Raw genomic sequence first — 14,817 nt, 5'->3', positions numbered from 1 at the left:
TAGTTAGTGAAAAACGTCGCCACCCAGAGAACATGGCGACGGTGAAAATAGCATCAGTGAACTGACGCCACGTGGGTGACAATATCCCCCACCGTCAGCTCGCTCGTTATTTCAGACTCATGAATAGCGACGCCTATTTCCTCAAGACGCATCAGCAGGTCGATCAGCTCAATCGAATCCATAAGCAGGTCGTTCACAAGGCTATGGTGTAATGAAATATCCTTTGGCAGCACGCCGTTCACCTGGTAAATAAGGTTAGCAACCAGCGATTCTGCATGGTTATCCACTACGACATCACTCATCGTCGCGCTCTCCAGCCGGGTTAGCGTTCGTCACGCTGCCGGAAGCCGGCGCCTCGGTATTTCTTGGAACGAAGGATTTGGGTTCAGGGACGGCAAAATTCCACTGGCTGCGCGTTCTTACCGTGGAGAACACCTGCCCCGGCGCGGTGCTGCTGGTCGGTCGGGACACTCTGGCAGATGCGGGCTGCGCCCCGGCCTTCTGCGCCTCTTCGAAATATTTAATTCGCTCGGCGATGCTAAATGGATTTGCGGCATTCGCCCGCGGCGACGGAATGCCCGACGCGGCAGTCTGCACGCGGCCATCCGCTTCGTCCACGGACGCGGAGGCTGACGGATCCTCCTGGCCTACGTCGCTCAGGGTGACACGTTCGGCAACGCTGGGCTCAGGCAGGTATGAAGACGTGACCCTTACCGCCTGGCGAACGGTCGCTCCGTCGCGCAGTACGTCACTGGTCGATATCATGGGCTCGTCCACGGGCGGCGGCGTCACAGGTTGTCCGGCCGTCGGCGATGCTGCCGGGCGTGGACCATTCACCGGCCTCAGGGTGGGGAACGCTTCCACCGGCTTATTCATCGGCGCGAAGTGTTGCACCTTCGGTTCACGGCGGTTCCACGGGTCCAGCGTGCGCTCGGTGGTGTAAATCTGGGTCGTTTTATTTTCGCCAGCAGAACGGGTTGCTGGCGTTTGCGTTGCTACGCTGCGCGTGGCCGCTGGCGACGGCTGCTCATCCTGCGAGCGAGTACGGGGCTCTTCCACTCGCGGCGGTGCTTCCTGCCGACGGGTTGAAAGGCCCCTGGCCGGGTCTGGGATCCGCGCATCCGGATCCTGCTCGCGCGCGCGCGTCCTTTGGGAGTCAACGTCGTCAGGGCGCGTGTTTACGCTATCATCGACGGGCGGAGCCTCGCTCTGCTGAGCGAAAGGAGGAATGACCGGAGGCGGTTCGGTCACGCTATCCTGATTATCCACCCTGACGCTTTCGATATGATCAATTACGCGAGAACCATACTGCGAGCGGAGAATGAGCGAAGCCAGCTCAGCCTTTTCCTTTGAGCTAATGTCTAGCTCCCCGACGATTTCAAGCCTTCTGGTGTGCGGATCGACGGGCGCAGATTGGCCGCCCGGGTACACAGGGGCATTGGAAATGTCACCGTTGCGGTTCGAGTTAGAGTTATTAATGTGAAGCGTCACGCCGCCCTTGTCTGCTCCACCGTAAATATCGTATCTGCGGCCATCCGGCGTCGCTTTTACCGGTTCAGGCGCTGGCGCAGGCTTTTCGGGCTCAGCGTCAGCGGGCGGTGCGTCGAAGTCATGCCTGATCAGCGCCTTTGAGACGGCCGCGCATTCGTCTATCAGCATGCTCATATTCTGAGTCAGCAATTCCCATGGCTTACCCGACTCGCTCATCACGTCCAGACGCCTGTTCAACACGGTGCTGCAGGCATGCAGCTGTTCGTTAAACGTCTCTTTATCCTTAACGTCAATGCCCTGGCTTTCGTGATACTTGAGCCATGCCGGATAACAGTACGTTTCCATAAAGTTATTAATGAATTTTTCACCCGCACCACGGGCAAATTTGGACACCAGATCGTCAAGCTGACCGGCGATTTTCTTCTCATCCTTCTCGCGCCCGGCCAGATTCGCCAGCTTGTTGCTGATGCTCTCGAGCTTTGCTTTATCCGCCGGCGTGCCGTGCTCCTTCACCTGTTCAGAGATGAATCCGATAAGATCCCTTGCCCGCGTCCCGTTATAGGTCAGGCTGGCATTGTGCAGTTTATCCGGCACGCCTAATTGAATTTCAGAGCGCAGGGCGTCGCGAGCAAGCGTTTCGTCATGAGGTTGAGTAATAAAACTCTCGCGCGCCGAATTATTAACGTGCTTGAGCTTCGCAAGCAGCTCGTGCTGCTGCATGGCGTTTTTTGCCACCCCGTTGCTTTGCGCGTTTGGGCGTATTAATTCTATTTGTGAGAAACTTCGGGTAATTCCGCGCATTCAGTTATTCTCCCAGTGAGTTATTTTTGGAACTTGACGCAGGGTAAAAGGCATTGCAGCAGCCCCTGCCAGAAACGCTGAAAAAATGATTTAGGTTTTGAGCTGCATTCCGGGGCTTTATAATGATGTACCTCCGGGGGCGCGATTGATTCGCGCCACGTTTGTTCCGGCTGGACATGCGCCGAAAATAACTGCGCGGGTAAACGCTGCTGCGGAAACATCACCACGTTATGGGATACGCGATCTGTTGGCGGCAATTTCGCACCGGTGCAATAGCTAAGTACGCGCACATCCTCTCTCTTTGTGTCTTCGTTATCAGACCATGCGAGCGTTTCGGTGCTGATTGCCGCGCTAAATTTAAGCCCGCCCATGCGGGCATAATATGCAGATGCGGTTTCACCAACCCCCTGCCCCGGCAAGCATGCAAGAGTCGCGTTAGAATAGTCATTATTCACTGGCATGGCTGTTCACCTGTTAACTCACCCCAGTGCTTTAAGCACGTCTTTAGCGCTGTCGGCCATTGAGCTAATGGCGCCGCTCAGCACTTTATTCAGGTTATCGAAGGTGCTGTTGGCCTGCGTATATCGCTGGGCGAACGACTGCATATTACTTTGCAGCCCGGTACCAACGGCGTTAAAGGACGCCAGCCATGCCTGGTAGCTGGAGGTAGAAACTTTTCCGCCGCCATCGCTTGGATAATAAGGACGGCCGTTATATTGATCGAGATTGAAGCTTATTTTTCCGGTGCTTTGATCAACCTTAAAGGCTGGCTCAAGCGTGGCCGTCATGCTGGCCTTTTGCGCATCGGTCATTTTATCCCAGTTGTCGACGCTGCCGAGATCCATGCCCTTAACGGCACTATCAAATTTATCGTATCCCCCCTTCATCGTGTTGTTATTAAAGTCGACGTTATTACCATCCTCACCGGCCTTTACCGCATCGGCGCTGGCTTTCTGCACATATTCGTTGTAGGCCTCGTACATCTCCGTATATTTCTGCATCAGACCGGCATAGAAATCGACGTAGTTGGTTCTGATATTTTTAATGGCCTCGGCCATTACCGCCCAGAGCTTGCTGTAGCTGGTGTGAACCGAAATCTCGTTATCGCCCGTCCTGGCTTTCGCGGCCTCTTCAGCTTCGGCAATTTCGTGGAGCGAGGTTTGCATCGTTGCGTTGAGCTGGTTCTCAGAACGCCTGGCCTTAATGCGGTTCTGCGCTAACTCATCTTTAACCGTCCCCAGGGCAGCGGCCGTTTTATCAACCTGCTCGTACTGGGCGGAGATCATCTTTGCCACGGTGGCCTTGTCATCCCTGGCTAACGTGCCGACCTTGTTATTTGCCGCCTCTATGTCTGCCAGCGCGGTGCCTACCTTGCTTTTGAGTAAATCCGCATCGCCGTCGTCCAGACCGTGCTGCTTCAGCACGTTTCTCACATCCTCAAGCTGATTATTACTGTCCGTCGAGGTTAAGGCGGACATGAGCTGTTTTAATAACACCGTATTCAGTTCCGAGGTTGAGCCCACGCCAACTTCCGCGACCTGCGAAGCTGAAATCATCGGCGTTTCAACAACTAAAGAACGAACGGGCGCTGTCGCGCTGCCGCTAACTGGAAGCATATCTCTATATCCTTTACGAAAAGGGCGGGATGACTCCCGCCGGGAAAGTGAGCCGATAATTAACGCATGCGCTCGGCGATGGTTGAGGCCGCGCTGTTGTTAGCGTTGAGCACATTTTCAGCAGCCTGGGCAAGCGCGGCGCGGGTATCCGCCGCTTTTTTCGCCACTTCTTTATGGGTATTGGCCAGTTCGCTGTTCTGGTTGCCGTCGGCGCGGGCTAAATCTGCCTCGCCCTGCATTTCGGCGGCGTTAACGTTATATGCCCCTTCGGTGATATTGCGGGTGGTATTCGCCAGCTGGTTGCCCAGCTCGGTGACCACGCGCACTTTCTGCGTGTTGTTCTGCACTTCATTGTGCTTGAGGTGCTTCTGCGACGCGGAAAGCTGCTCTTCGCCCTGGGTTTTGCTCATGGTTTCTTTGACCTTGCCGTCCATGCGCTGTCCTTTCATGACCATGCTGTCGCCGGCGCTGCCGATGGCATTTTTCTGCTGGGTAATACCGAATTCCTGGTTTTTCGCCACGGCGACGTTGTTTTTAAGCGATGCATTCTCCTTACGCAGCGCGTTGGTGGACGCCACCGCCATGCCGCCCTGGGCAACCGCAGCGGTTACGCCGCCCACGATGGCGCCATCACGGCGCTCCTCGGCGGCCTCAATCCCTTTCTGCGCGCTGCGCGCCGTGGATTCGATAAAGCGGTTCGAGGCTTTCGCCGCCGACATATTCTGCGTATTTTCACTTTCCAGCAGCGCAACGGTCAGCTTATTGCTCAGGACGATCTGGCTCATCGGGCCGACGACGTTGATAAAGGTCGGCTTGACCGAATCGGCACCGGTAATATCCGTGCCGCCAGCAACCGTTGGCTGAGAGCGGGTCTGCCCCACCGCGTTGGTGGTGGTATTGCCAGACGTGTCAACCGCGCTTTTGCTATCTGCCGCTTTGTTATTGGGCTGGGTGATGTTGGTCTGCGCCGCCATCACGCTCGGCATCGCGGACGCCATACGCTCAGACTTATTCGCGTCCCCTTCTCCGGCGGCAGAAAGCGTGACGGTTGACATCGCGCTTTGGCTGTTAACATCATTGCCGGCGTTACGCTGCGCCACGGCGGCGGCCTGAGCCTCATCGCGTCGGGCGCTTTGCATATCCATGACGGATGACAGCATGCCCTTTTCGCTGGCCCACTCGGACACGGTCTGCAGGCTGCGCGTTTCCGGCTTCGCATTTTCCGTCTTTTGACTCTCGGTGAAGTCGATCTGAACGGGACGTACGGATACGTTAGAAATAGACGTGGTCATTGAATTAGTTACTCCTGTTATGAATCGCTCTGTAAAAATGCACGTTGCTTATCCGGCAACGGAACTCATCTGCTTAGTGATGTATCTGCCGGCCTGCAGCTGGGTGTCAGCCACGGCGGAAATGTTTTTCACAATTTGGTTAACCGTCTCCATGCGGTGCGTGAAGGTATCGATGGCACGATTCATCATCTCGTTGAGCAGCTCCTGCAGCGCGGCGTCTTTCATCATCTGAGCCTTGGTCTTAGAGGCCTCAACCATCATGTCGGCCACCACGATGCTGCCAGCGACCTGAATGGAGGTGTTCACCACCGCCGCGCCGGTCACCGCCATCTGCGTACGGTTGTAAATTGTGCCCATTTTGACTTCGTCCATGCCCGCTGCCCGGCCAAAGCCCTGGAACACGCGCTTGAAGGCCTGCGCAAAGGCGCTGTCCATCAGCCGCTGCATGGTGGTTTTCGTTGCCTGTTCGGTCACCTCTTTCGCCACCTCCTCAGAGACCTCCTTCGCGGCGGTGCGCAGGGTGGTTTTCGCCAGATCCTGAGTCACCTCTTTCTGCACTTCGGCGGCCACGCTTTTGCCCATGGTCTTGCTGGCTTCTTCACCCACTTCGAGGCCGATCTTCTTCATGACGACGCCAAACACCTTGCTCAGCGCGCTGCCCGCGACGATCACCCCGGCGACCAGCACCGCGGCGGCGGCAATAGCGCCCAGGATCTTGCCGACCATTTCGGCCGTCTCTTTATCGACGCCCATCGCCTCAAGGATGCCGGCAAACATCTTGCCCATCAGCTCCATCAGCGGCTTGACGATCGCATCCATCAGCGGCTTCATCGCGTCGGCCATAAAGGAGTTGCCGGTGATCGCCTGGTTAATCTCGTCACCGATCGCCAGCGCCAGGCCGACGGCGGCGAGCGCCAGCGACGCCCCGCCGGTGAACGCGGCGGCAACAAAGCTCACGGCGGTGATAAGCCATCCGAGGACCTTCCCGATGCAGCCCATCGTTTTTTGCATTTCCTCGGCCTTACGCACCTCTTCTTCGTACTCTTTGGCCTTTTTCTCCGCGTCCTTGGCCGAGGCTTCCGCCAGCTTCTGCTTCAGCTCTGCGGTAGCCTGCAGATCGTCACTGGAGCTTTTGGCAATCAGCTGCGACATCAGCGCCATCAGGAAGTTGAGGCTTTTCGACTGGTCATCGTTTTGCTTGCGCTGAAACTCCACGGCGCTCTGCTGCTGCGGCGTGAGCGTGTTAATCAGCGCCTGGGATTTGGTTTGCGTCGCTTCCAGCGCCATGCGCGAATTTGATTCAGCGGCTTTTGCCGGGTTCAGGGTCTTTTCAACGAATCCGTTATACAGACCGGTAGCCGTCGTGAGCGCGAGCTGGGCGCTGTTCACCGCTGTCTGGGCCTTGTCGATTTGCTTTTGCAGATCGTCAGGCACCGGATCCTGCCCGGCGGCCTGATTCTTGAGCGCGTCCAGCTCCGACTGCGCGCTATCAAGCACCTTTTGCGCGGCATCGACGTCGCTGGAAAGCCCGTCGGCCTGCTGCTGCGCCGCATTGAGGGCGTCGGAATCGGCGGCCCACTGGGTTCCCTGCTGCTCCAGCATCGCGGCCATTTCAGACCACGCGCTGGTTGCGCCGGACATCATCGCGTTGAAGCTGTTGAGCTGTGAGAGCATTTTCTCAAGCGACGTATTGGCCGTGAGCTGCGTAATTTTCCCCAGCAGCTCGGTCAGCTCAGCCGCGCTGGAGCGCTGGCCGCCACCGCTGGCCGCGGCCTTTTCATCACCGCCCTGCGGCGACTGAAGCACGGGCATCTCCTGAGCGTTAATGGCCGCCTTGCCGCCATTGCCCCCCAGCGCCTGCTGAGTATTTTTCAGCACCGCCAGCAGCTGCTCCGGCTGTAACGATTGCACGGCGCTTTTAACGCTTCCCGCCTGCGCGTGGTTTTTGTAGCCGTCATTGCCCAGTCGCCTGGCCTGTTCAGACTGCTTTTTAAGTTCGTCCTTCCCTATTTCCAGACTAACCTGGTGATAACTCCCGGCATCCTGGCTATCGACACGCATATTCATTACAATTCCTCATATTCATTTTTCTGCTCCATCTCATTAGGCTGTTCGCGCTTTAATTTATTCATCGCGGAAAGATAAGCTGCAGTTTTCTCGATTAATAACGGATCGCGACAGCGCTCCATTACAATTTCAAAACATTTTCGGGCCTGCGCAGCCTGACGCTGCATTAAATTACACTGCCCGGCGTAAAACATCGGTCGATAATCTTCCTTCGACAAGGAATAGGCGAGAGCGTAGAAATCAATGGCTTTCGCATAATTTTTTTTCAGCTGATACACAGCCGCTAGCCCCATTGCGTATTCGGGGTTGTAAAAGTCATAAATACAGAGGAAACGGAACAATGACTCAGCGTCATTCAGCTTTCCCTGGTGATAAAAATCATATGCGAGTTTATAAACATCCTGCATCGTGTCGCTGGATACGCCGTGGATATCCTTCATCGTTGCGCCATTCTGAAGGGCATCCAGCAAGCGGTCAGAATAAACATCCAACTCTTCATCCGTTTTATAAGTCTCATCATCGGTGAGAAATTCAAGCATATTTCTATCAACCATCTGTGTCTCTTCCCTTATTAATAAGCAACGTATAAGTCACGCAATTGACGTATGGACAGACAGCCAAGAAGATATAAACATCTTACTGTTGTCCATGGGTCGTTAATACAAAAAAACCGCACAGCCCCCGGGGCAGAACTATGGAAGGGGGCCGTTCTCAGAATCAGGCTGTGGTGGGGCGGTTTCTGCCTTGAGGGGAGCGATCCCTGCCGCTTCGACCTGGCGTAGCCAGATGAGCACGTCCATCACGTCCATCAGCACATCATCATCCAGCGAAATGAAGCTGTACTGGCTGTAGGTATGATAAAGCCGCCGCGTCAGCGGAATATTACGTACCACCGGCACGCCAACTTTCTCGGCGTAGGCAATCGCCGCCTTCGCTTTCAGATTGGTACAACGCAGGGCAATAAAGGGCAGCGACGCGACCTCAGGGTTAAAATAGACCCCCATGGCGATATGGGTCGGGTTCGCCAGCACGACTTCTGAATTGCGTACCGCCGCCATCTCCTCCCCGGTAAGGAGCTCCTGATGCGCACGGCGCCGCGCGCTTTTAATTTGCGGGTTGCCGTCGCTCTCCTTGTGCTCCTGCTTCACCTCGTGTTTATCCATTTTCATATCTTTAAAATGGAGGAAGTACTCAACCATGAGATCGGCCAGCAGCACAAAGATGGACCAGGCAATAAATACCACTACCGCCTTCACCGCCAGCGCTACCCACACGGCGACCAGTCCCGGCATGTCGGCGCGATACAGCGTCAACGCCTGGCGGAGATCCTCCTGAATCAGGCTATGGCAGGTGGCGGCGAACACCACCAGATAGCAAAGCGACTTCACCAGCTCCTTAACGGTGCGCATGCTAAATATTTTCTTGATCCCCTCCACGGGGTTTAGCGCCTTAAAATTCAGCTTGATGGCTTCGGTCGCCAGCGTAAATCCCGTTTGCAGCAGGGTGGCAGCAAAACCGACAAGGGTACATACCGCAATAAAAGGCAAAGCCAGCGTGAAAAAAATCCTCGCGAGCTCCAGCAGGAATACGCCCATGCCGGGCCGGGTCGGATACTGCAAGAGATGCGTATAAAATGAGATAAACGGGCCGAAGCTCACGGCGTGCGCCAGAAAATAAATCCCCACCAGCAGAATAACGGTGGTAATGACGTCTTTACTTTTGAACGTCTGCCCTTTTTTTGCCGAATCTTTCCGTTTTTTACTGGTAGGTTGTTCTGTTTTTTCAGCCATTGCGTCCTCTCAGGAAATAAACTGACGGAAGTCGGCAATGGAAAACAGCTGCAGCGGTTTCTCGGTTAATGCCTGGAAACCGTAAAACAGAAAAACGATAAAGGCGATGGTGCTTTTCACCGTAAGCGACAACGAAAAGGGGTTGAGCTGCGGGCAGTAGCGAGCAAATACGCCGAGCAGCATCTCCGCCGTCATCATCACCAGCATGATCGGCGCTGCCAGCATGATGCTGTTTTGCATGAGCACCTGAAGCAGTACGCCCGCATACTCCCAGCGTATGCCGTCCAGCGAGCTGCCTCTCGGCAGCATTTCGTAACTCTGGACCATCACCTCCATCAGCTTCAGCATGCCCCCGCTGACGAAAAAAATCGCGCCGAAAGCAAAGCTGAGAAAGCCGGACAATATTGAACTTTGCACGCCGTTCACGGGGTCGATACTGTCGCTGATGGTGGCCCCGCGCTGGTTATCAAGGATTTCACCCAGGCCCGTGACGATCCAAAAGGGAATACACAGCGTGACCGCCAGAATTAATCCAACGACGAACTCTTTTATCAGAATAATAAACCAGCCCTGCTCCGGCGTGACCACCGTGGCAAAACTCGGCCACAGCCCGATAATCGTCAGCGCAATAATCGTATTCTTGATAACTAAATTGGATAAGACCCGTTCGCCTAGCGCTGGCAGCATATAAAAAACGATTGCCAGCCGTGCGTACACCATCACAAACGTCAGCACGCTGTGCTGAAAATTAAGATACAACGCAACAAACAGCATAGTGATTCCGTGTTAGCGAAAAGCCATATAAAAAGCCTGGTTAGCAAAGTTCATCATTTCTGCCGAGAACCATTCAATCAGCATAAAAATGCTGGCGAAGACCGCCAGCATTTTCAGGCCAAACGGCAGCGTCTGCTCCTGAATTTGCATAATGGTCTGGAATAAGCCAACAATAATGCCCACCACGGTGGCAAAGGCAATGGGTACCGCGGTCAGTTTCAGCACCACGATCAGCGCCGTATTTCCAATAAATAAAACGTTATTCATGATGTCATCAGATCGGCATATTGAGCGATCAATCCTTTGGTTAATAAGGCCCAGCCGTTCATCGACACAAACAGGATGAGTTTAATTGGAATGGAGATCGTCACCGGGCTCATCATCATCATCCCGAGCGCCAGCAATATGCTGGAGACCACCATATCAATCACGACAAACGGCACGTACAGGTAGAATGCGATTTTAAACGCGCTCTGAATTTCGCTTAATGCATACGCGGGCATCAGCGTCATGAGCGACAGCGTGCTCAGCTCATGATCTTCCACTTCCGGCACCGGCTCGCCGCTGCGCTGCTGCTGGACCTTATTGAAGAAGCGGATCAGGTCGTGGTCGGAGTAGCGCACCAGATAGTCGCGGTAGCTCCCCAGCCCCTGCTCCATCAGCTGCGTGACCGACGCGCTGCTGTTAAAGTCGATATGGTTCGATTCGATGTACTCGGAGATGCGCTGGCACACCGGCATCATCACAAAGGCGCTTAAAATCAGCGCCACGCCGTTTAGCGTCAGGGTTGAGGGAACCTGCTGGATCCCCAACGCGTTACGCACCATGATCAGAACAATCGAAAATTTAATAAAGCAGGTGCCCCCTGCGATAATAAAAGGCAGCAGGGTAAAGAACGACAGTAGGGCAATGAGGGAAATATCGTTACTCAGCATCGGATGCGCCCATATTCCCGATAAGCCCAGCGTTGACGTGGTTCACCTCGACGGCCAGCGCGCCATTTTCCAGCGCCACCAGCTCGCCGCGCGCAAAGAGCTTCTTGTTCAGGTAAATCTTCATGTTTTTTTCCGCATCCTGCGGCAGAGGCAGCGCGGCCCCCGGTCGAATATCCTCAAGTTCGACCAGCGTTACCCTGCTGCCGTCGAGAACAAACTCAATCTCGACCGGCAGGCTGGCCCATTCGTACAGCGCGTCATCCTCATCGCGGTACTCTTCTTCATGTTCAACATACAGATCTTCCACAATAACCTCCTGATTCAGGGTATAGCTCACTCGATAAATGCGGCGCGCGCCGACGGTCAGATACGCCTCGGGGCGCTTGATTAACAGCAGATCGCCTGGCGCAACGTCCATCAGCTGCGACAGGCTGAGCCGGCTGCTTCCCAGGCTAAACTGCAGCGGGTACGGAATAAGCCACGCCGGGATGCCCGGGGAGCGGTATCGCTCAAGGGGATCTTCCGGCCAGTCCAGGCACCACAGCGGACAGGGATCCGCGTGCAGCAACAGCGCAGCGGGAGGGAGCTCTGCCACCGCTGGCGTAATCTCCTCAACGGACCAGACCGTTTCGGCGAAATAAAAATTCAGCCCGAGCCTGGCCAGCCAGCTCGCCAGATAATCCACCGGCACCTCCTTCCACGGGATGCCGGGAAGATGGAGATTCATCTGCCTGAGCCAGGCGTCGACGTCAAACCAGGCCTGCGCCTGGTCGTCGTTTTCATTACGCAGCCTCAGCGGCAGATAGCGCGCATCCGCTGCCGGGTGCGAAACTTCACTGCCGGGAAGCCGGTTATGCAGCTGCAGCAGCTGCTGCTGGTCCTCACAACGCTTGCGCAAATGGCGGCGTAAACTCATTCTTGCTCCTCATCCTGCTGGGGCTGCTGCTCGCGCTTTTGCTGTTCGTCCCTCTCCTGCCTCGGCTGCAAAAGCTCCGGCGAATGCCCCGCCAGCGTGCCCAGATTGCGCGACAGCGCATCCGCCGCGCGGGCGTCCGACGGCAGCAGCGTCATGTTGCCCTCCCGCAGGGCCTGGGCAGGGATGGTTACCTTCACCGAGTGGTCGCCAGACCAGCGCTGGAACGAATAATCCACCTCGAGCGTTTGCGCCTCTTTGGCCGACGGCGCTGACGTCGCGGCGTTCACCTGGCCCTTGAGCTGCTGCAGGGTCGCCGGTACGGCCCTGGCCTGCACCTGCCGTTCGCTCTGCGCGTTTGTTCTGAAATCTACCGCCCTGCCCGGCGCTAAAATCGGCTTCTCCTCGTTCAGCTCATCCTTACGCCGCGGGCTGCTCTCAGGGTGACGGCTCGCGCCCTCACTCTGCGTCACCCGCGCGGTTAGCGGCTGAGAAATGACGGTCGTCGCTGCCCCTGCGGGCTCGACGGCCACCGGCTGGGCGATCGCCCTGGCGTCCGCCTGCCTGACCGGGGCGATCGCCGCGCGAGGCGTTGATTCCCCCTCTTTCGCCGGGCCGCCTGCGGCCGTCGGCCTGTCGCCGGTTGCCAGCGGCTTGACCGGCGCGGCTTCATGCCGGGCGGAAGCCGCCAGCATCACCTTCTGGCGCAGGCCGTCATCGCTGTGGCTGTGGTTCAACGGCCGTGCAGCCTCGGGCACCGCCGCGGCGCTGGCCGCCTTATTCTCCTTTAACTGCCACCCGCCGCCGGTGAGCGCGCCGTTGAGCACCTGCACCAGCATCTGCGCGGTCACCGCCGCTGAAGCGGGCTGTTCATCGAGCCGGTTTTGCTTTTTCTTCTTATCCACCCATTCCAGTAAAACGCTGTCATCCGACGCGGAGCCGCTATTTAGCGCGGTATTAACGTTAACCTCAGAAACTTTTTCGACCATATCCCGCCATCTCCTGGATTTCATTTTCAGCAGCGTTGTCACAGCGGCGAAGATAATCTCGGCGCAGCGGCTGCAAATAATAATTCAGTTTGTAATGCTTCTTATCCAGCCGGGTCATTGAGGCGCGCAGCTGTTCCTTATTGTGCTCAAGCTTCTGCTGTTCACTCTCGAGCTGATTGATCTTATGGAAGACATATTGCTGGTGCGTGAGTAACGCGCCCTGCTGCCTTATACCTTTATAAATATCCGCCCGGCTCATTACCCCCGCGGGGGTCAGCATTTTTATTTGTTGATTAATATCTGAAAACTCCTTCTGATATTGCTGAATCTGCATATTCACCTGGGCCAGGCTATTTTCGGTTTTAACGATATCCTGCTGTAATACCTGCTGCTTGCGCTCGAGCATGCCGACAAATTCGCGCCCTTTACGCCACGCTTCCATATAACGCCTCCAGACAGGCCTGCATGCCCGTTTTTTCGCTCATCCGCTGTTGCAGAAAAGCCTCCATCTGGTTTTTACGATCGAAGGCGGCATCATTCTCCGTATTTTCACCCCGGCGATATTCCCCCAGGTCGAGATAGAGCTGCATATCCTTCTGGCGCACGAGGTATTCGCGAAAACGCGTTGCCAGAACCTGATGATCCTCGCTGGTCACCTGGGTAAAGACGCGGCTGATGCTTTGCATGACGTCGATGGCCGGATAATGCCCCTTGGCCGCCAGCTTTTTGCTGAGATAAATATGTCCATCGAGAATTGACCTCACCTCATCGCCGATGACGTCCGACTCTTCCTCGTTTTCAATCAGGACGGTATAAAACGCGGTTATCGAGCCGCTTAGAAAGCGCCCCGGGCGCTCCAGAAGCTTGGGCAGCGCCTCAAACACCGAGGCCGGATACCCTCTTCGCGCCGGCAGTTCGCCCATGCTTAACGCGACGTCGCGCAGGGCGCGCGCGTAGCGGGTAATGGAATCCACGAACAGCAGAACGTTTTTGCCCTGTTCACTGAAAAACTCCGCAATCGTGGTGGCGATCTGCGCCGCGTTGCAGCGCTCCACGCAGGAGCGGTCGGACGTGGCGTAGACCAGGATAACTTGTGAACGCCGGGAGGAGCGCTTAAGCTCCTCGACAAACTCCGTCACCTCGCGGCCACGCTCGCCGATCAGGCCAATAACGTAAATATCCGCTTCTGAATGTTCGATTATCATGCTCATCAGGGACGTTTTGCCGCAGCCCGCCGCGGCGAAAATCCCCATACGCTGGCCCTGGCCGCAGGTCAGCAGCCCGTCAATCGCGCGGACCCCGGTCGCCAGCGCGTCGGCGATCGGCTTACGCTGGGTAAAGTCTCGCGGCGCGCCGCTGGCATCAAGGCTTACGCCGCCCGTTAGCGGCGGCTGGACGGTTTCATCCAGCCGTCCACGGATGGTTCCGGTTGCGTCAATGATGGCCCCGGCAATGTTTTCATGCACCTCGATACGAAACGGCTTACCGGTAGGTAAGAGCACATTGCTGCGGGAAAAACCCTGATTGTCATTAAGCAGGCTTAACAACGTATGTTCTTTGTTAAACCCGATAACCTGGGCAAAGCCCATAACCTGCGGTTCGAGCAGGGATTTCTGAATCTCACAGACCTCACCAATACGCGTTCCCGGCAAATGTGCTTCTATGACATTTCCCTGAATACGCAGCGGGTGTGCAAGATGAACCAGACATTGCGCAACCATCGAAATCGCCTCCGGAGTTAAACGAGCACGGACCGGTAGTCCTGCAGGATGGTCAGGAAGTGGTCGAGCACCGGCAGAAACGCGTCGGGACTGGACATATGCTTCTCTTTGACCTGCGCGCGAAGCTCAAGGTGACCGTCAATCGGATACAGGCAGGGCTGACCAATAGGGAAGAATTCCTCCTGATGATTCATCATCAGCGGCAGCAGGCTGGCGCTGCAGTAGGCCAGGCTGGTGGGCGCATTTTCCATGACTTTCGCCCATACCCAGACTTCTTCATTTTCCTCGCGGATATGAATAGTCGGAATGTCGTCTTTCATGGTCAGCGAAATTGTCGAATGGTTATTTAAATCACTGTCCAGAATATCGCTAATACCTGCATCGTTTAGCAATCTGGACAGTAATTCGACGATATCGTATTTCATTCT

General features: G+C 55.9%; 16 protein-coding genes. All 16 read right to left on the bottom strand.

What is annotated here, in order from left to right:
* Window positions 1–53 precede the first annotated feature (53 nt).
* A complete protein-coding gene (locus tag DBY73_RS13295; protein WP_112011594.1) occupies window positions 54–302 on the bottom strand; it encodes an acyl carrier protein in 249 nt (82 codons plus the stop codon).
* Window positions 295–2,226: a hypothetical protein gene (locus DBY73_RS13290; RefSeq protein ID WP_112011593.1), complete on the bottom strand. Its 1,932-nt coding sequence runs from the start codon at window positions 2,224–2,226 to the stop codon at window positions 295–297. Before DBY73_RS13290 ends, DBY73_RS13295 begins: the two co-directional genes overlap by 8 nt.
* An 86-nt stretch (window positions 2,227–2,312) precedes the next feature.
* Window positions 2,313–2,753, bottom strand: a complete 441-nt coding sequence (locus tag DBY73_RS13285) for a hypothetical protein (protein ID WP_146745769.1) — start codon at window positions 2,751–2,753, stop codon at window positions 2,313–2,315.
* 18 nt (window positions 2,754–2,771) lie between these two features.
* The gene (locus DBY73_RS13280) at window positions 2,772–3,908 is read right to left on the bottom strand and encodes an IpaD/SipD/SspD family type III secretion system needle tip protein (protein ID WP_112011591.1); all 1,137 of its coding nucleotides are present in this window, start codon (window positions 3,906–3,908) and stop codon (window positions 2,772–2,774) included.
* Window positions 3,909–3,967: 59 nt separating this feature from the next.
* A complete protein-coding gene (locus DBY73_RS13275; protein ID WP_112011590.1) occupies window positions 3,968–5,200 on the bottom strand; it encodes a type III secretion system protein in 1,233 nt (410 codons plus the stop codon).
* Between the two features lie 48 nt (window positions 5,201–5,248).
* Window positions 5,249–7,267 (bottom strand): type III secretion system translocon subunit SctE, encoded by a 2,019-nt coding sequence (sctE, locus tag DBY73_RS13270; protein WP_112011589.1) that lies wholly within the window; start codon window positions 7,265–7,267, stop codon window positions 5,249–5,251.
* Window positions 7,267–7,821 carry a type III secretion system translocator chaperone SicA gene (gene sicA / locus DBY73_RS13265; protein ID WP_112011588.1) on the bottom strand — a complete coding sequence of 185 codons (555 nt, stop codon included), beginning with the start codon at window positions 7,819–7,821 and terminating at the stop codon, window positions 7,267–7,269. The genes sctE and sicA overlap by 1 nt, the downstream gene beginning before the upstream one ends.
* Before the next feature lie 138 nt (window positions 7,822–7,959).
* A complete protein-coding gene (locus DBY73_RS13260; protein ID WP_112011587.1) occupies window positions 7,960–9,057 on the bottom strand; it encodes an EscU/YscU/HrcU family type III secretion system export apparatus switch protein in 1,098 nt (365 codons plus the stop codon).
* A gap of 9 nt (window positions 9,058–9,066) precedes the next feature.
* Window positions 9,067–9,831 carry a type III secretion system export apparatus subunit SctT gene (sctT, locus tag DBY73_RS13255; protein ID WP_112011586.1) on the bottom strand — a complete coding sequence of 255 codons (765 nt, stop codon included), beginning with the start codon at window positions 9,829–9,831 and terminating at the stop codon, window positions 9,067–9,069.
* A 12-nt stretch (window positions 9,832–9,843) separates the two neighbouring features.
* Window positions 9,844–10,098, bottom strand: coding sequence for a type III secretion system export apparatus subunit SctS (gene sctS / locus DBY73_RS13250; protein WP_044243276.1), 255 nt, complete (start codon window positions 10,096–10,098; stop codon window positions 9,844–9,846).
* Window positions 10,095–10,766 (bottom strand): EscR/YscR/HrcR family type III secretion system export apparatus protein, encoded by a 672-nt coding sequence (locus DBY73_RS13245; protein WP_112011585.1) that lies wholly within the window; start codon window positions 10,764–10,766, stop codon window positions 10,095–10,097. The genes sctS and DBY73_RS13245 overlap by 4 nt, the downstream gene beginning before the upstream one ends.
* Window positions 10,756–11,682 carry a FliM/FliN family flagellar motor switch protein gene (locus tag DBY73_RS13240; RefSeq protein WP_112011584.1) on the bottom strand — a complete coding sequence of 309 codons (927 nt, stop codon included), beginning with the start codon at window positions 11,680–11,682 and terminating at the stop codon, window positions 10,756–10,758. The genes DBY73_RS13245 and DBY73_RS13240 overlap by 11 nt, the downstream gene beginning before the upstream one ends.
* Window positions 11,679–12,668 (bottom strand): hypothetical protein, encoded by a 990-nt coding sequence (locus DBY73_RS13235; protein ID WP_112011583.1) that lies wholly within the window; start codon window positions 12,666–12,668, stop codon window positions 11,679–11,681. The genes DBY73_RS13240 and DBY73_RS13235 overlap by 4 nt, the downstream gene beginning before the upstream one ends.
* Complete coding sequence (locus DBY73_RS13230; RefSeq protein WP_258458737.1) at window positions 12,649–13,074, bottom strand: type III secretion system protein; 426 nt, start codon at window positions 13,072–13,074, stop codon at window positions 12,649–12,651. Before DBY73_RS13230 ends, DBY73_RS13235 begins: the two co-directional genes overlap by 20 nt.
* A 19-nt stretch (window positions 13,075–13,093) precedes the next feature.
* Window positions 13,094–14,389 (bottom strand): type III secretion system ATPase SctN, encoded by a 1,296-nt coding sequence (gene sctN / locus DBY73_RS13225; protein WP_112011581.1) that lies wholly within the window; start codon window positions 14,387–14,389, stop codon window positions 13,094–13,096.
* A 17-nt stretch (window positions 14,390–14,406) separates the two neighbouring features.
* Complete coding sequence (locus tag DBY73_RS13220; RefSeq protein WP_112011580.1) at window positions 14,407–14,814, bottom strand: hypothetical protein; 408 nt, start codon at window positions 14,812–14,814, stop codon at window positions 14,407–14,409.
* Between the last annotated feature and the right edge of the window lie 3 nt (window positions 14,815–14,817).

This window comes from Enterobacter sp. RIT418, from assembly GCF_003057745.1.
Classification (GTDB): Bacteria; Pseudomonadota; Gammaproteobacteria; order Enterobacterales; family Enterobacteriaceae; genus Enterobacter.
Note: the sequence above shows the minus strand (reverse complement) of the source record. Positions and strands in the feature narration are given on the sequence as shown.